Genomic DNA, 16,981 nt, shown 5'->3' on the forward strand with positions numbered 1-16,981 from the left:
CCGTCCCGCCGTCCCGGCCGTGAGGGTTCAGCGTCCCGCCCCGGTCCCGGCCGGCTCCAGCGCGGGGTAGTCGGTGTAGCCCGTCGCCCCGCCGACGTACATCAGGTGGGCGTCCCGGATCGGGTTCAGCGGTGCGCCGGTGCGCAGCCGGGCGACCAGGTCGGGGTTGGCCAGGAAGGCGCGGCCGAGCGCGATCAGGTCGGCGCCCGCGGCGAGCAGCCGCTCGCCGGCGGCGCGGCCGCCGTCCACCGGGAGCGGGCCGGGCCAGGGGAGCACCGGGTTGGCGATCAGGGTGCCCGGCCAGGCGCGGCGCAGGGCGTGGAAGAGCGGCTGCTCCGGATCGGCGAAGACCACGTGCAGGTAGGAGAGGCCGCCGAGCCCGGCCAGCGCCTCGACCAGGGCCGGGTAGACCTCCTCGACGTCGTCCTCCGCCATGCCGTTGGCGGTCACGCCGGGGGCGATCCGGACGCCGACCCGCTCCGGGCCGATGGCCTCGGCGACCGCGCGCACCACCTCGACGGTGAAGCGGATCCGGTTCGCGACGGAGCCGCCGTAGCCGTCGGTGCGGCGGTTGGTGTGCGAGGAGAGGAACTGGTGCAGCAGGTAGCCGTTGGCGGAGTGCACCTCGACCCCGGCGAAGCCCGCCTCCACGGCGCGGCGCGCGGCTGCGGCGAAGTCGGCGACGGTGTCGCGGACGTCCTGCTCCGTCATCTCCCGCGGCACCACGGTCTCCTGGTGCCCGGACGGGGTGAAGATCGTGCCGGGCAGCGGGACGGGGGAGGGCGCGAGCGGGTGCAGCCCGGTGGTCTCCGGGTGGCCGACCCGGCCGCCGTGCTGGAGCTGCAGGTACATCTGCCCGCCCTCGGCCCGGACGGCCTCGGTGACGCGCCGCCAGCCGGCGACGTGGGTCTCGTCGTGGATGGCCGGGATGTCGGGGTAGGTGGCGCCGACCGGGTTGGGGGTGGCGGCCTCGGCGATGATCAGGCCGGCGGTGGCGCGCTGGGCGTAGTAGGTGGCCATCAGCTCGGTCGGGACGCCCTGCGAGTCGGCCCGGTTGCGGGTCATCGGGGCCATCACCAGGCGGTTGGCGAGGCGGAGCGCGCCGAGACGGGCGGGCTGGAAGAGGTCGGTGCTGGTCATGGCTGGCTCCTCGGGAGGTCTCTCGTTCCGTTGGCCTGACGATCGCTCAACTCGCTTCGGGAGCACTGACGGTCCGCTGACGGCGGGCTGATGATCTTGGCTGTGTAGGGTGGGCCGCATGAGGTACGGGGTGCTCGGTCCGCTGGCGGTGTGGGACGCGGACGGTGCGGTGGTGCCGGTCCCCGAGGCCAAGGTGCGGACGCTGCTGGCGGTGCTGCTGGTCCACGGGGGACGGGCCGTGCCGACCGACCGGCTGGTGGACGCCCTCTGGGGCGACGCCCTGCCGGGCAACCCCGCCAACGCCCTCCAGGCCAAGGTCTCCCAGCTGCGCCGGGCGATCGGGCGTGATCGGGTCACCCACCAACCGGCCGGGTACCGGCTGGAGTTGGCGGAGGGCGAGCTCGATGCGGGCGCCTTCCGCACCCGGACGGCCGGGGCGCGGCTGATGGTGGACCCCGGGGAGCGGTCAGCGGCCCTGGGTGCGGCGCTGGAGCTGTGGCGCGGCGAGCCGTACGCCGACTTCGGCGACGAGGAGTTCGCCCGGGCGGCGGTGCAGCGGCTCGCGGAGGAGCGGCTGTCGGCGGAGGAGGAGCGGGCCGAGGCCCGGCTGGCGGCGGGCGATCCGCTGCTGGTGGGCGGGCTCGCCGAACTGGTGGACCGTCACCCGCTGCGGGAGCGGCTGCGCGCGGTGCAGCTGCGGGCGCTGTACCGGGCGGGGCGGCAGGGGGAGGCGCTCGCCGCGTACGGGGAGCTGCGGGCGCTGCTGGCCGAGGAGTTGGGCATCGATCCGGGACCGGAGCTGACGGCCCTGCACGCGGCGATCCTGCGGCAGGACCCGGCGCTGCTGCCAGCACCGGCGGAGCTCGGTGGTGGGGCGGCCGTGCCGACGGGTGTCGGTGCGGCGGTGCTGCCGGTGCCGCGGACGGGGCTGGTCGGGCGTGGCCCGGCGCTGGAGCGGCTCCTCCGACTGGTGCGCGGTGAGCGGCTGGTGACGCTCACCGGCCCCGGCGGGGTGGGCAAGACCCGGCTCGCGCTGGCCCTCGCCCACCGGCTGTCGGAGGATCCGCGGGAGGACGTCCGGCTGGTGGAGCTCGGCCCGCTGCCCGTCGGCACGGCCGACCTGGCCCAGCCGGTGGCCGCCGCCCTCGGCGTCCAGCAGGCCGCGATGCCGCTGGCGCCCGACTCGGCCGCCGCCTCGCTGGCCGCCGCGCTGCGGGGGCGGCGGACGCTGCTGGTCCTGGACAACTGCGAGCACGTGATCGACGCGGCCGCCGCGCTGGTCGCCGAGCTGTTGGCGGTGGCGCCCGGCCTGCGGGTACTGGCCACCAGCCGGGAGTCGCTGCGCCTCCCGGAGGAGACCCTCCACCCCGTCACCCCGCTCGAACCCGCCGACGCCGCAAGGCTGTTCACGGAGCGCGCCGCCGCTGCCGCCCCGGGCTTCGGAGCGAGCCCGCAGGACACCCGGACCAGGGAGGCCGTGGAGCTGATCTGCGGCCGCCTGGACGGCCTGCCGCTCGCCCTGGAGCTGGCCGCGACCCGGGTCCGGTCCATGGGCGTACGGGAGTTGGCGGACCGGCTGGGCGACCGGTTCCGGCTGCTGGCCTCCGGGCAGCGCGGGCTGCCGGCTCGGCAGCAGACCCTGCGCGCGGTGATCGACTGGAGCTGGGACCTGCTCACCGAGTCCGAACGCGCCGTGCTGAGACGGCTCTCCGTCCCCGTGGCGGGGTGCACCTTGGCGGCCGCCGAGGCGGTCTGCGCGGCGGACGGCACACCCGAGTGGGAGGTCCTCGACCTGGTCGGCCGGCTGGTGGACCGCTCGCTGGTCGACGCGGTGCACGGAGCCGACGGCCCGCGCTACCACCTGCTCGAATCGGTGGCCGCCTACGCGCGCGAACGCCTGCACGAGGCGGGGGAGTTGGGCCCCACGGCTGACCGCCACGCCCGTCACTACGCCGACCTGGCGGTCCGGGCCGAACCCGCACTGCGCGGCCCGCACCAGCGCGAGTGGCTGGCCCGGCTGGACGCCGACGCCGCCAACCTGCACGCCGCACTCCACCGTGCGGACCCGTCCGGCGCCGCCCGGCAGGCCGCCGCGCTCGCCCCGTGGTGGCTGCTGCGCGGCCGCCTGCACGAGGCCCGCACCACCCTCGCCACCGTCCTCGACCGGCTGCCGCCCGGGGCCCCGGGGGAGGTCGAACTCCGGCTCCAGTACGGCGCGTTCGCGATGCTGACGGGTCACCAGAAACCCGGCGGGGAGGGGCCGGTTGGGGTGACGCCCGACCCGGGACGGCACGGGCGGGCGCTCTGGCTGCACGGCTACGGCCTGCACCACGCCGGCGACCCGGTGACCGCACGGGAGGTCGCCGGCCGGGCCCTGGAGCTCTGCGAGGCGGCGGACGACGCCTGGGGCACGGCCGCCGCCCGCGCCCTGCTGGCCGTCACCGCCCTGGTGGCAGGCGACCTGGAGGCAGCCGGGCGGGACGGCCGGGCGGCCGCCCTGGCCTTCCGTCAGCTGGGCGACGGCTGGGGCGAGTTGCAGACCGTCCCGGTGCTCGCCGCACTGGCCGAGATCGCCGGGGACCACACCGCCGCGGCCACGCTCCAGACCGAGGGCCTGGCCTTCGCCGAGGGGCTCGGCCTGGCCGCCGAGGTCTCCGCCCGGCTCGGCGGCCTGGGCCGGCTGGCCCTGCTGGCCGGTGACTGGGACCGGGCCCGCGAGCTGCACGAGCGCGCCCGCCAGGCGGCGGTGGCCCAGGGCTACCTGTACGGCGAGGTGTTCGCCCTGATGGGGCTGGCGCTGGGGGCTCGGCGAGCGGGCGAGCTGGACGAGGCCGAGCGCCACCTGCGCACGATGCTCGACGACTACCCGTCGTCCCTCGCCGGGAAGCACCTCCTCCACGTCGAGCTCGGCTTCATCGCCGAGCTGCGCGGCCAGGCGGCCGAGGCAGCGGACTTGCACCGCCAAGGCCTGTCGTACGCGAGGGAGTTGGGCGATCAGCGAGCCGTTGCACTCTCCCTGGAGGGCCTGGCCGGAGCCGCCGTCCTCGCCGCCGACCCGGCCGAGGCCGCCCGCCTGCTGGCCGAGGCGGACGCCCTCCGCCGGGCGAACGGCGGCCCGCTCCCGCCCGCGGAACGCGGCGACGTCGACCGGATCACCGCCGCCGTCACCTCGTGAGCAGGCCGCGGTAGGGAGGTCAGGCCACGCGGCCGAGGTTGACGATCACGATCGTCACGGTGCTGTCGGCGATCTCGTACATGACCCGGTAGCGGCCGACGTGCATGCGGCGCAGGTCGGGTGAGCCGTATGCGGTGGAGCCGGTCGGCCGGGGATCGTCGGCCAGGAGGTCGACGGCGTCCATGACCTGGCGCAGGCCGTCCGGGTCGTCCTTGAGGAAGCGGGCCGCGGCGTTGATCGCGTGCTCGTCCCAGGTGATGCGGTGGGTCACCCGCGCTCCAGGCCGAGCTGGGCGCGGACGTCGTCGTGGGCGACGGTCACGACGGTGCCGGCGGCTTGGCGGGCGCGGTACTGGGCCAGCGCGAGGGCGTCCTCGAGGTCGGCGAGTTCCTGGGGGTTGATGAGGACGGCGGCGGGCTGGCCGTGGTCGGTGATGATGATCCGCTCGCGGCTGTGCGAGGCCCGGCGTACCAGCGAGCCGAACTTGGCCCGCGCTTCGGTGATCGGCAGCGTATCGCTCATGACAGAACTGTACACTTCACGCGCCTTCATGGCGCCTGAAAGCCGGTTCCTACAGCTCGAAGGTGCTGCGGCAGCTCTCGATGAAGGCGGCCATCGCCGCGGTGAGCGGGCGGTCGCGGAGCCAGTAGAGGCCGACGTGGCTGGGGGAGAGGCCGGTGACCTCGCGGTAGACCACATCGGGGCGGGAGGCGAGGCGGCTCATGGCCGAGGGGGCGAAGCCGATGCCCTGGCCGCAGGCGACGGCGGCGAGCCATTCGTCGGCGTTGTGGACGACGGCGCCGATCCGGGCCGGGCGGCCGCCGCGTTCGGGGCAGCCGAGCCAGTAGTCGCGCCAGAAGCCGGCCTCGGCGGGGATGGCGACGAAGGGGTCGTCGAAGAGCTCGGTGGCGTCGATGGTCGTGCGGCCGGCCAGGGGGTGGGAGACGGGGAGGACCGCGAGCCGGGGGGAGGTGGCGAGGCGTTCGCCGGCGAACTCGGGGGAGAGGTCGGCGGGGGCGTGCCAGAGGGCGAGGTCGATCTCGCCGCTCGCCAGGCCGGAGGTGACGTCGAACCAGTTGTTCTGTCGCATCCGGGCCTGCCAGCCGGGCATCCGCCGTTCGAAGTCGGCCATGGTGGCCAGGCTCATCAGGTTGACGGTGGCCCCCTCGAAGCCGACCCGGAGCACTCCCTCGGCCTCGGTGGCCGCCTGGCGGACGGCGCGGACGGCGCCGTCCCAGCCGGCCAGCAGGGCGGGGACCCGGCGGGCCAGTTCGTCGGCGGCCGGAGTGGGGGTCACGCCGGTCCGGGTGCGTTCGAAGAGCTGGACGCCGAGCAGGGTCTCCAGCTGGCGGACCTGCTTGGTGAGGGCGGGCTGGGACACCAGCAGCCGGGCGGCGGCGGCCGTGAGCTGGCGCTCCTCGTGGACCGCCGCGAAGGAGCGGAGCAGCCGGGTGTCGATGTCCATGCCGTCAGGTTATGGAACCGGGAATTGGACCGGCCCGCCGGGGCTGGGGCAGAGTGGGCCACCCGTCGCGGGGGGTCCGGTACCGGCAGCACAGGGGACGGTCGGTCCCGGGCGCCCCGCGCCGTTCCCACGCAGTTCGCCCGGAGTTCGCACGCAGTGCGCGGCCGACCTGCGACCGGGCCTGATCCGCCGTAACGTGAGTGCCCATCAGCACCCGTGAGCGGAGGGCCGGATGGCGTCGAAGTCCCCCAAGCCGAGCAGCACGACGAGGCTCCCGAAGAAGCCGTACGAGCGCGAGCTGCTCCGGCTCCAGGGCGAGCTGGTCAAGCTCCAGGAGTGGGTGCGGGCCGAGGGCGTCCGGCTGGTGGTGGTCTTCGAGGGCCGGGACGCGGCCGGCAAGGGCGGCGCGATCAAGCGGGTCACCGAGTACCTCAACCCCCGGGTGGCGCGGATCGCCGCACTCCCGGCGCCGACCGAGCGCCAGCGCAGCCAGTGGTACTTCCAGCGGTACGTGGAGCAGCTGCCGGCCGCCGGGGAGATCGTGCTGTTCGACCGGAGCTGGTACAACCGGGCCGGGGTGGAGAAGGTGATGGGCTTCTGCACGCCGGAGGAGTACTGGCAGTTCCTGCACCAGTGCCCGACCTTCGAGCGGATGCTGATCGAGGCCGGGATCATGCTGCGCAAGTACTGGTTCTCGGTCAGCGACACCGAGCAGGAGAAGCGCTTCCGGGACCGGCTGGAGGACCCGATGCGGCGCTGGAAGCTGTCGCCGATGGACACCGAGTCGATCTCCCGGTGGGAGGAGTACTCCCGGGCCAAGGACGAGATGTTCGTCTACACCGACATCCCCGAGTCCCCCTGGCACGTGGTGGAGAGCGACGACAAGCGCCGGGCCCGGATCAACATGATCGCCCACCTGCTGTCCACCGTCCCGTACCACGAGGTCAGCCCGCCCTCCGTGCACCTGCCGGCCCGTCCGCCGGGCCACGGCTACCAGCGGCCCCCGCGCGACCTGCAGAAGTACGTGCCCGACCACGCCGCGAAGCTGGCCGACTGAAGCGTCGGCGCTCTGGCATACGCTTCACAGCGTGGAACCGGACCTCTTCACCGCAGCCGCCGAGGAACGCCAGGCCCAGGAGCCCGGGCGGGCCCCGCTCGCCGTGCGGATGCGCCCGCGCACCATCGACGAGGTGGCCGGGCAGCGGCAGCTGCTCAAGGACGGCTCCCCGCTGCGCCGGCTGGTGGCCAACTCGCGCGGCCCGGCGGCGACCAGCTCGGTGATCCTCTGGGGTCCGCCCGGCACCGGCAAGACCACCCTGGCGCACGTGATCAGCCAGGCGGTGGAGGGCCGCTTCGTGGAGCTCTCGGCGATCACCGCCGGGGTCAAGGAGGTCCGCGCGGTGATCGACGGCGCCCGTCGCGCCGTCGGCATGTCCGGCCGGGAGACGGTGCTCTTCCTGGACGAGATCCACCGCTTCTCCAAGGCCCAGCAGGACTCGCTGCTCCCGGCGGTGGAGAACCGCTGGGTCACCCTGATCGCCGCCACCACCGAGAACCCGTACTTCTCGGTGATCTCCCCGCTGCTCTCCCGCTCGCTGCTGCTCACCCTGGAGTCGCTGACCGACGAGGACGTCCGGGCCCTGCTGCGCCGCGCGGTGGAGGACGAGCGCGGCCTGGGCGGTGAGGTGACGCTCGGTCAGGAGGCCGAGGACCACCTGGTGCGCCTCGCCGGCGGGGACGCCCGGCGGGCGCTCACCACCCTGGAGGCGGCGGCCGGGGCGGCGCTGGAGAAGGGCGAGGCGGAGATCACCCTGGCCACCACCGAGACGGCGGTGAACCAGGCGGCCGTCCGCTACGACAAGGACGGCGACCAGCACTACGACGTGGCCAGCGCCCTGATCAAGTCGATCCGGGGCAGCGACGTGGACGCCACCCTGCACTACCTGGCCCGGATGATCGAGGCCGGCGAGGACCCGCGGTTCATCGCCCGGCGGCTGATGATCTCGGCCAGCGAGGACGTCGGCCTGGCCGATCCCACCGCCCTGCAGACGGCGGTGGCGGCGGCCCAGGCGGTGGCCCTGATCGGCTTCCCGGAGGCCCGGATCATCCTCAGCCAGGCGGCCATCGCGCTGGCCCTGGCCCCCAAGTCCAACGCGGCTTACCTGGCGATCGACGCCGCCCTCGCCGACGTCCGGGCCGGCCTGACCGGGGCGGTGCCGCCGCATCTGCGCGACGGCCACTACAAGGGGGCGGCCAAGCTGGGCCACGCCCAGGGCTACCAGTACCCGCACGACCGGCCCGAGGGCATCGCCCGCCAGCAGTACGCGCCGGACGCGGTCCACGGCAAGGAGTACTACAAGCCGACCAGGCGCGGCGGCGAGGCCCGGTACGCGGACACCGTGGAGTGGACCAGGGGCCGGCTCAGGGGAGAGTCGTGACGCCTGTATAGTTGCCCGGAGTGCCTTGTCCCGGGCCCGGCGGTGAGCTTCGGCTGACCGACCGGCCGCACCAGCGGGGCGATGGCCGTGAAGTCCTCCACGGACTTCCTGGAGCGTTGCGCACCGATTTCGGTGTCGCGTGCAGCCCACCACCTCACGGCGGTGGGCCGAACGTGTGCAAGCACAGTAGTGCCCGGCTGCGGAGAGCGGCTGATCGTCCGTCATGCGGGCGGTTTTTCTCCGGGTCGCGAGGAGCAACCTCCGTCAACACCTGGTGAAGCCGTATTCGCAACTGAAAGAGGTAATGGTTCCATGGCGAACCAGAAGCGTCCCAAGGTCAAGATTGCCCGTGCGCTGGGTATCCCGCTGACCCCGAAGTCCGTCAAGTACTTCGAGGCCCGCCCGTACCCGCCCGGCCAGCACGGCCGTGGCCGCAAGCAGAACTCTGACTACAAGGTCCGTCTGACCGAGAAGCAGCGTCTGCGCGCCCAGTACGACCTGAGCGAGAAGCAGATGGCCCGCGCGTTCGAGAACGCGAAGAAGGTCGAGGGCAAGACCGGTGAGGCGCTCGTCGCCCTGCTGGAGACCCGTCTGGACTCGCTGGTCCTGCGTTCGGGCATCGCCCGCACGATCTACCAGGCCCGTCAGATGGTCGTCCACGGCCACATCGAGGTCAACGGTGGCAAGGTCAACAAGCCGTCGTTCCAGCTGAAGCCGGGCTACGTCGTCACCGTGCGTGACCGTAGCAAGGAGAAGACCCCGTTCGTCGTCGCCCGTGAGGGTGGCAACGCGGGCGAGGGCCAGACCCCGAAGTACCTCGAGGTCAACCTCCGCGCCCTGGCCTTCCGCCTGGACCGCGCCCCGCAGCGTCGTGAGGTCCCCGTGATCTGCGACGAGCAGCTGGTCGTCGAGTACTACTCGCGCTGACCTGCCGCAGGCAGAGCCGAGCCCCGCAGCCTTCCGGCTGCGGGGCTCGGCCCGTTCCGGGGCACCCGCACGGCACGGCCTGAGGCCACCCGGGCCGCCGCCCGGTCCAGGTCCAGGGCCACGCCCAGCTCGAAGGCCTCGGCGAACTCCTGCTCCGTCAGACCGCTCCTGGCCCGCTCCAGGCCGGTGCGGTGCGGGGTGTTGAAGGTGGTCGAGCCGCAGAACGGCTTGCCGACCGCCCGCCAGGTCCGGTGCGCCGCGCCGAGCAGCACCGCCGCCTCGTACAGGTCCGGGTCCGGGCCCTCGGTCTCCAGCACCGCCAGCACGTCCAGCGCCAGCACCACGCCGAGCAGGTCCTGGAAGAGGTGGTTCAGCCGCACGCACTCGCGGGCGTGCGCGCGGGCCGGGCGCAGCTCGCCGGAGAGCCAGGCCGCGTACGCCATCGCGTAGCGGCCGTAGGCGTAGGCCCACTGCTCGCCGTGCTCCTCGCAGACCTCCCGGACCTTCTCCAGCCAGATGGTGCCGCGCTCGGTCTCGCCCTGGAAGAGGTGCGCCACGCCGAGCTCGAACATCGCCATCAGCACGTTGCTGTTCAGCTCGCCGATCGCCTCGTAGTGCCAGAGCGCCTCTTCGAACAGCTCGGTGGCGCGCGCGAGTTCGTCGCCGATCAGGGCCGCGCAGCCCTGCCGGTGCACCGCGTAGGCGAGCGCCCGGTCGTCCCCCGGTCTCCACGGCCTGCCGGTGGCACTCGGCCAGGGCGGGGCGGGCCCGGTGCAGGTCGCCCTGGAGGGTGGCCAGGTAGCCCGTCACCCAGAGGGCCTTGGCCCGGGCCTCGGTCGGCTCGGGGGCCAGCGCCAGCGCGCGGTCCAGCCAGTGCCGGCCCTCGCCCAGGTGGCCGGAGCCGACCCAGTAGTACCAGAGGGTGCCGGCCAGCAGCAGGGCCAGCTGCTCCTCGCCCGGCTCGGCCAGGCTGAACTCCAGCGCGGCGCGCAGGTTGGAGTGGGCCAGTCTGGTCCGCTCGGCGGTCTCCGGCTGCCGCGGGCCGAACCACTCGACCTCGCCCCAGGTGGCCACCCCGAGGTACCAGTCCCGGTGGCGCCGGCGCAGGCGCTGCTCCTCGCCGCTCGCCCGCAGCCAGCCGGCGCCGTACTCGCGCAGGGTGTCCAGCAGCCGGTAGCGGGCGCCGAGCGGGCCCTGCTCCCGCAGCAGCACCGACTTGGTGATCAACTCGCCCACCAGGTCGAGGAGTTCCTCGGCGGCCAGGCCCTCGCCCGCGCACACGTACTCGACCGCCTCCAGGTCGAAGCCGCCGGTGAAGACCGAGAGCCGGGCCCAGAGCAAACGTTCCTGCGGCGTGCAGAGCTCATGACTCCAGCCGATCGTGGTGCGCAGCGTGCGGTGCCGCTCCGGGCCGCTGCGCGAACCGCCGACCAGCAGCCGGAAGCGGTCGTCCAGCCGGTCGGTGATCTGCTCCACCGAGAGCGCCCGCAGCCGCCCGGCGGCCAGCTCCACCGCGAGCGGGATGCCGTCCAGCCGGCGGCAGAGCCGGGTGGCCTCGGCCAGGTTGCGCTCGGTCAGCTCGAAGCCCGGCAGCACGGCGGCGGCCCGGTCGGCGAACAGCCGCACCGCCGCCGGGACCCGGCCCGGCTCCGCCGACACCGGCAGCGGCGCCAGGGGGTGGAGGTGTTCGCCCGCGATCCCGAGCACCTCCCGGCCGGTGGTCAGCACCCGCAGCCCGGGGGCGGCCCGCAGCAGCGCGGCGGCCAGTGCGGCGCAGGACTCCACCAGGTGTTCGCAGCCGTCCAGCACCAGCAGCAGCTCCCGGTCGGCCAGTTGCTCGACCAGCACCTCCTCCGGCTGCCGGGTGGTGGAGTCGGGCAGTCGCAGCGCCTCCAGCACCGCGTGGCCCAGCAGGTGCGGGCCGCGCACCCCGGCCAGCTCCACCAGCCGCACCCCGTCGGCGTACCGCCGGGCCGCCCCGGCCGCGGCGCGCAGGGCCAGCCTGGTCTTGCCGACCCCGCCGGGGCCGGTCACCGTCACCAGCCGACCAGCCGTCAACAGCTCGTCCAGATCCGCCAGTTCGGCCTCCCGGCCGACGAAGCTGGTCAGCTCGGCGGGCAGCCGGTGGCCGGGTGAGTCACTGCACACTGAGCCGCCCCCGTGGCCTGCAAGGGCCCGCACCCTGCGGACCACCCCGTCAACGAGGTGGCGGGGCGGGGGGTTACGAGGGCCGCCTCGGCCGGGGCCGGGCCGGCCGTCCTGCCCCGCCGGGGGAGGCAGCGCCGCCGCGGCCCCCAGGTCGAGCCGGGTGCCGCACGTAATCTCCTTGCCGAATCGCGGTAGGGTTCAACCCTGAAGTGTGGGGATGACGGCGAGGGAGCGCACAAGGTGTCCGTGGGAGAGCTGGCCGGCCTGTTGGTGGCCGTGTTCTGGGCGGTCCTGGTCACCCTGCTGGCGGTCGTCCTGGTACGGCTCTCCAAGGTGCTCCGGGAGGCGACCGTGCTGGTCGCCGCCGTCACCGAGCAGGCCGTGCCGCTGCTGACCGACGCGGGCACCGCCGTGCGCAGCGCCAACGAGCAGCTGGAGCGGGTGGACGAGATCACCGCCAACGTGCAGGACGCCGCCGCCAACGCCAACGCCCTCTCCTCCACCGTGGCCGCCACCCTCGGCGGCCCGCTGGTCAAGATGGCCGCCTTCTCCTACGGCGTGCGCAAGGCGGTGGCCCGCCAGCAGTCCGGTCTGACGGTGCCCCAGCAGGCGGGCGAGCGCGAGGAGCTGGCCCGGCTGATCCGGGCCGAGGTCCGCGCCGCCACCGCCCCCCGCCGGGGCGGACTGGTCGGCCGGCTGCGCCGCGCGGTGAAGGGCTGACGGCGATGGTGCGACGCATCTTCTGGATGGCGGTCGGCGCCGGCGCCACCGTCTGGGCCATGAACAAGGCCAACGAGGCCGTGCACCGGATGACCCCGGACAGCCTCTCCGGCACCGCCGCCCGCGGCGCGCTCCAACTCGGCGACGCCGCCAAGCGGTTCGCCGCCGACGTGCGCGCCGGGATGACCGAGCGCGAGCGCCAGCTCCGCGACGACCTGGGCCTGGACGGCACCGCCGTGGTCGAGCCCCCGCGCCGCAAGGCGCTGCGCGGCGCCGCGGCGGACCCGGCGATCGGGGCGGCGCGAGCTATCAAGGCGGCACCGGGCTCCCCGGCCGCCGCCCAGCGCCCCCGTCTCGGCAGTGCCCGCACCACCCCCCTCAGACATGGATTCGACGCCGCGTCAGCTCCCGGAGCTGCCCGGCGGCCCCAACCGGAAGGACCAATGATGGAGTCGGCAGAGATCCGCCGCCGGTGGCTGCGCTTCTTCGAGGAGCGCGGCCACACCGTCGTGCCGTCGGCCTCCCTGGTCGCCGACGACCCCACCCTGCTGCTGGTCCCGGCCGGCATGGTGCCGTTCAAGCCCTACTTCCTCGGCGAGGTCAAGCCGCCCTTCCCGCGCGCCACCAGCGTGCAGAAGTGCGTCCGCACCCCGGACATCGAGGAGGTCGGCAAGACCACCCGGCACGGCACCTTCTTCCAGATGTGCGGCAACTTCTCCTTCGGCGACTACTTCAAGGAGGGTGCCATCGGCTTCGCCTGGGAGCTGCTGACCACCCCCGTCGCCGAGGGCGGCTACGGCCTGGAGCCCGAGAAGCTCTGGATCACCGTCTACCAGGACGACGACGAGGCCGAGGCCATCTGGCGCGACAAGATCGGCGTCCCGGCCGAGCGCATCCAGCGCCTGGGCAAGGCCGACAACTTCTGGTCGATGGGCGTCCCCGGCCCCTGCGGCCCGTGCTCGGAGATCAACTACGACCGCGGCCCCGAGTACGGCGAGGAGGGCGGCCCGGCGGTCAACGGCGAGCGCTACATGGAGATCTGGAACCTGGTCTTCATGCAGTACGAGCGCGGCGCCGGCTCGGGCAAGGACGACTTCCCGATCCTCGGTGACCTGCCCAGCCAGAACATCGACACCGGCCTCGGCCTGGAGCGTCTGGCCACCATCCTGCAGGGCGTCGACAACCTCTTCGAGATCGACACCACCCGGCACATCCTCGACCGGGCGGCCGAGCTGACCGGCCACCGCTACGGCGCGGCCGAGAAGTCCGACGTCTCGCTGCGCGTGGTCGCCGACCACATCCGCACCTCGGTGATGCTGGTCTCCGACGGCGTGACCCCCGGCAACGAGGGCCGCGGCTACGTGCTGCGCCGCATCCTGCGCCGCGCGATCCGCAACATGCGTCTGCTGGGCGCCACCGACCCGGTCGCCAAGGCGCTGACCGACGTCACCATCGAGGCCATGGGCCCGCAGTACCCGGAGCTCTACAAGGAGCGCGAGCGGATCACCACCGTGATCGTCGCCGAGGAGGTCTCCTTCCTCCAGACGCTCCGCTCGGGCACCACGATCCTGGACGGCGCGGTCGCCGAGACCAAGTCGGCCGGCTCCTCGGTGCTGGCCGGTGACAAGGCCTTCCAGCTGCACGACACCTACGGCTTCCCGATCGACCTCACCCTGGAGATGGCCGCAGAGCAGGGCCTCTCGGTGGACGAGGACGGCTTCCGCCGCCTGATGAAGGAGCAGCGGGACCGGGCCAAGGCCGACGCCAAGGCGAAGAAGCACGGCCACGCCGACGTCTCCGCCTACCGCGAGGTGGCGGACCGCTCCGGCGCCACCGTCTTCACCGGCTACACCGACTCGCACGGCGAGTCCACCGTTGTCGGCCTGCTGGTCGACGGCGTCTCCGCCCCGGCCGCGCACGAGGGCGACGAGGTCGAGGTCGTCCTGGACCGCACCCCGTTCTACGCCGAGGGCGGCGGCCAGCTCGCCGACCAGGGCCGGATCCGGCTGGACTCCGGCGCGGTGATCGAGGTCCGCGACGTGCAGGCCCCGGTGCCGGGCGTCACGGTGCACAAGGGCACGGTCGTGGTCGGCGAGGTGGTGCTCGGCGCCGCCGCGTACACCCAGATCGACCTGGACCGCCGCCGGGCCATCGCCCGCGCCCACTCGGCCACCCACCTGACCCACCAGGCGCTGCGCGACGCGCTCGGCCCGACCGCCGCCCAGGCCGGTTCGGAGAACGCCCCGGGCCGCTTCCGCTTCGACTTCGGCTCCCCGGCCGCCGTGCCGGGCTCGGTCCTGGTGGACGTCGAGCAGAAGATCAACGACGTGCTGACCCGTGAACTCGAGGTCACCGCCGAGGTCATGACGATGGACCAGGCCCGCAAGGCCGGCGCCATCGCGATGTTCGGCGAGAAGTACGGCGACTCGGTGCGCGTGGTCACCATCGGGGACTTCTCCAAGGAGCTCTGCGGTGGCACCCACGTCGGCAACACCGCCCAGCTGGGCCTGGTGAAGCTGCTCGGCGAGTCCTCGATCGGTGCGGGTGTCCGCCGGGTCGAGGCGCTGGTCGGCTCCGACGCGTACAAGTTCCTGGCCAAGGAGCACACCGTGGTGGCCCAGCTCACCGAGCTGGTCAAGGGCCGCCCGGAGGAGCTGCCGGAGAAGATCTCCGGGATGCTCGCCAAGCTCAAGGACGCCGAGAAGGAGATCGAGCGCTTCCGCGCCGAGAAGGTGCTCGCGCTGGCCTCCGGCCTCGCCGCGGGCGCCGAGGACGTGCAGGGGGTCTCGGTGGTCGCGGCCCGCGTCGCCGACGGCACCGGCGCCGACGACCTGCGCAAGCTGGTCCTGGACGTCCGGGCCCGGCTCGGCGCCCGCCCGGCCGTGGTCGCCGCCTTCACCGTGGCGAACGACCGTCCGCTGACCGTGATCGCCACCAACGAGGACGCCCGCTCGCGCGGCGTCAAGGCCGGCGAGCTGGTCAAGGTCGCCGCCAAGACCCTCGGCGGCGGCGGCGGCGGCAAGGACGACGTCGCCCAGGGCGGCGGCACCAACCCGGCCGCCCTGGACGAGGCGATCGCCGCCGTCAAGGGCCTGGTCGCGGAGCGCGCCCGCTGATGGAGGCTCAGGAGGAGAAGGTCTTCCGCCGGGGGCGCCGGATCGCCGTGGACGTGGGGGACGCCCGGATCGGGGTCGCCAGCTGCGACCCCGACGGGCTGATCGCCACCCCGGTGGAGACGGTCCCGGCGGGGGGCCGCTCCCAGGCCCGGCTCAAGGCGATCGCGGACGAGTACGAGGCGATCGAGGTGGTGGTCGGCCTGCCGCGCTCGATGAGCGGCAAGGAGGGCCCGGCCGCCGCGAAGGTCCGCGAGTACGCGGGCCGGCTGGCCATGCTGCTCTACCCGGTGCCGGTCCGGCTGGTGGACGAGCGGATGACCACCGTCACCGCCGCCCAGGGCCTGCGGGCCTCCGGCCGCAACGCCAAGAAGGGCCGCTCGGTGATCGACCAGGCGGCCGCCGTGGTGATCCTGCAGAACGCCCTTGAGACCGAACGGGTGAGCGGCAGGCCCCCCGGTGAGAGCGTCGTGCCGGTCGGCTGATCATCGTGCAATAGCGTCCCGGACGGGGCACCTGCGGAATGCCGCAGGTGCCCCGTTCCGCATTCCCGGGCCGTTGCGACCCCCGGGTTCCAGGGCAGCCGGAGGGGACGAGCCGTGACCGATCCGTACAGCGCGCCGGGCCTGACGCCCGGTCACCTGGGCGCCCCGGTGGTCGAACCCGAGGGCCGCACCCCGGGCCCGCCGCCCGGCGCCCCCGCGCACGACCCGCGGCGGCTGCGCACCGGCCTGGCCTGCTGCCTGAGCGTGCTGGCGCTGGCCGGGGTGCTCGGCGCCGCGGTGCTGGTCGGCTACCTCTGGTGGCCGCGGGACGAACCGGTCCGGGCGGCCGACTTCAGCGGCTCCGGCACCGGCTCGGCCCAGGTATCGGTGGTCCAGGGCGCCACCGTGGCCCAGATCGGCCAGACCCTGGTCAAGGAGGGCGTGGTGGCCAGTACCCGGGCCTTCACCGAGGCGGCCGCCAAGAGCCCGGCCGGCAACAGCATCCAGCCCGGCACCTACACGCTCCGTCAGAAGCTGCCCGCCGCCTCGGCGTTGAACGTGCTGCTCGACCCCGCCAACGCCAACGCCCTCACCATCCCCGAGGGCCGCCGGGCCGCCCAGGTCTACGAGGCCGTGGACCAGAAGCTCAAGCTGACCGCGGGCACCACCAAGGCGGTGGCCGAGCAGCGCACCGGTGAGCTCGGCCTGCCGGCCGAGGCCGGGGGGAACCCGGAGGGCTACCTCTTCCCCTCGACCTATCCCGTCACCGCGGAGACCACCCCGCTGGCCATGCTCCAGCAGATGGTCCGTCAGGCCGGCAAGGCCCAGGCGGCGGACGACCTGGAGACCGCCGGGCCCCTGCTCGGCCGCAGCCCGTACGAGCTGCTGGTCATCGCCAGCCTGGTGCAGGGGGAGGCGGACAACGCGGAGGACATGGCCAAGGTGGCGCGGGTGGTGCACAACCGGCTGGCGAAGCGGATGCCGCTCCAGTTCGACTCCACCATCAACTACGCGCTGGGCCGCTCCACCCTGACCACCACGACGGGTGACACCAAGCTGGACTCGCCGTTCAACACCTACCTGCACCCCGGCCTGCCGCCCGCCCCGATCGCCAACCCCGGCCGGGACGCCCTGCAGGCCGCCGTCCAGCCCGCCGAGGGGGACTGGCTCTACTTCGTCACCGTGGCCCCCGGGGACACCCGCTTCACCGACAGCTTCGAGCAGCACCAGCGCAACGTCGCCGAGTTCAACGCACGTCAGGCGGCACGCGCCGCCCGTCCGTCCCCGGCGGCCACCGGCCACTGAGGGTGAGACCGTCCAGCGGGGACGTACCCTGCGGTACGGTAACGTCTCCCTCCAGGCGTGTCGCT

At 74.0% G+C, this 16,981-nt stretch carries 14 protein-coding genes; 9 read left to right on the forward strand and 5 right to left on the reverse strand.

Going from position 1 to position 16,981, the window contains the following annotated elements; genetic code table 11:
• Positions 1-27 precede the first annotated feature (27 nt).
• Complete coding sequence (locus ABD946_RS00885; protein ID WP_345279016.1) at positions 28-1,140, reverse strand: alkene reductase; 1,113 nt, start codon at positions 1,138-1,140, stop codon at positions 28-30.
• Positions 1,141-1,258: 118 nt separating this feature from the next.
• On the opposite strand from ABD946_RS00885, the gene ABD946_RS00890 reads away from it, so the two are divergent.
• Entirely contained in the window at positions 1,259-4,315 is a 3,057-nt protein-coding gene (locus tag ABD946_RS00890; RefSeq protein WP_345279018.1) for an AfsR/SARP family transcriptional regulator, read from the forward strand.
• A 19-nt stretch (positions 4,316-4,334) separates the two neighbouring features.
• Here the strand turns inward: ABD946_RS00890 and ABD946_RS00895 are convergent, their stop codons facing one another.
• The 3 genes from ABD946_RS00895 to ABD946_RS00905 are packed head-to-tail and all read right to left on the reverse strand — an operon-like array spanning position 4,335 to position 5,780.
• Positions 4,335-4,586: a type II toxin-antitoxin system RelE family toxin gene (locus ABD946_RS00895; RefSeq protein ID WP_345279020.1), complete on the reverse strand. Its 252-nt coding sequence runs from the start codon at positions 4,584-4,586 to the stop codon at positions 4,335-4,337.
• Positions 4,583-4,837: a type II toxin-antitoxin system Phd/YefM family antitoxin gene (locus tag ABD946_RS00900; RefSeq protein WP_345279022.1), complete on the reverse strand. Its 255-nt coding sequence runs from the start codon at positions 4,835-4,837 to the stop codon at positions 4,583-4,585. Before ABD946_RS00900 ends, ABD946_RS00895 begins: the two co-directional genes overlap by 4 nt.
• Before the next feature lie 49 nt (positions 4,838-4,886).
• Complete coding sequence (locus ABD946_RS00905; RefSeq protein ID WP_345279023.1) at positions 4,887-5,780, reverse strand: LysR family transcriptional regulator; 894 nt, start codon at positions 5,778-5,780, stop codon at positions 4,887-4,889.
• A gap of 232 nt (positions 5,781-6,012) precedes the next feature.
• Between ABD946_RS00905 and ppk2 the strand changes: the two genes are divergently transcribed.
• The 3 genes from ppk2 (at position 6,013) to rpsD (ending at position 9,145) form a co-directional block, all read left to right on the forward strand.
• Positions 6,013-6,837, forward strand: a complete 825-nt coding sequence (gene ppk2 / locus ABD946_RS00910; protein WP_345279025.1) for a polyphosphate kinase 2 — start codon at positions 6,013-6,015, stop codon at positions 6,835-6,837.
• Positions 6,838-6,868: 31 nt separating this feature from the next.
• Positions 6,869-8,218, forward strand: coding sequence for a replication-associated recombination protein A (locus tag ABD946_RS00915; protein WP_345279027.1), 1,350 nt, complete (start codon positions 6,869-6,871; stop codon positions 8,216-8,218).
• 312 nt (positions 8,219-8,530) lie between these two features.
• Positions 8,531-9,145: a 30S ribosomal protein S4 gene (rpsD, locus tag ABD946_RS00920; protein WP_345279029.1), complete on the forward strand. Its 615-nt coding sequence runs from the start codon at positions 8,531-8,533 to the stop codon at positions 9,143-9,145.
• Here the strand turns inward: rpsD and ABD946_RS00925 are convergent.
• Positions 9,133-9,840, reverse strand: a complete 708-nt coding sequence (locus ABD946_RS00925) for a hypothetical protein (protein ID WP_345279031.1) — start codon at positions 9,838-9,840, stop codon at positions 9,133-9,135. The two genes, rpsD and ABD946_RS00925, sit on opposite strands and share 13 nt — an antisense overlap.
• A 178-nt stretch (positions 9,841-10,018) precedes the next feature.
• On the opposite strand from ABD946_RS00925, the gene ABD946_RS00930 reads away from it, so the two are divergent.
• From ABD946_RS00930 to mltG, 5 genes are all read left to right on the forward strand, one after another.
• Entirely contained in the window at positions 10,019-11,281 is a 1,263-nt protein-coding gene (locus tag ABD946_RS00930) for a hypothetical protein (protein WP_345279033.1), read from the forward strand.
• Between the two features lie 252 nt (positions 11,282-11,533).
• A complete protein-coding gene (locus tag ABD946_RS00935; protein ID WP_345279035.1) occupies positions 11,534-12,013 on the forward strand; it encodes a DUF948 domain-containing protein in 480 nt (159 codons plus the stop codon).
• Positions 12,014-12,459: 446 nt separating this feature from the next.
• Entirely contained in the window at positions 12,460-15,129 is a 2,670-nt protein-coding gene (gene alaS / locus ABD946_RS00940; RefSeq protein WP_345279075.1) for an alanine--tRNA ligase, read from the forward strand.
• A complete protein-coding gene (gene ruvX, locus ABD946_RS00945) occupies positions 15,129-15,611 on the forward strand; it encodes a Holliday junction resolvase RuvX (RefSeq protein WP_345279039.1) in 483 nt (160 codons plus the stop codon). The genes alaS and ruvX overlap by 1 nt, the downstream gene beginning before the upstream one ends.
• Before the next feature lie 114 nt (positions 15,612-15,725).
• Positions 15,726-16,916 carry an endolytic transglycosylase MltG gene (mltG, locus tag ABD946_RS00950; RefSeq protein ID WP_345279041.1) on the forward strand — a complete coding sequence of 397 codons (1,191 nt, stop codon included), beginning with the start codon at positions 15,726-15,728 and terminating at the stop codon, positions 16,914-16,916.
• Positions 16,917-16,981 lie beyond the last annotated feature (65 nt).

The organism is Kitasatospora albolonga (assembly GCF_039535905.1).
In the GTDB taxonomy this organism is placed as follows: domain Bacteria; phylum Actinomycetota; class Actinomycetes; order Streptomycetales; family Streptomycetaceae; genus Kitasatospora; species Kitasatospora albolonga.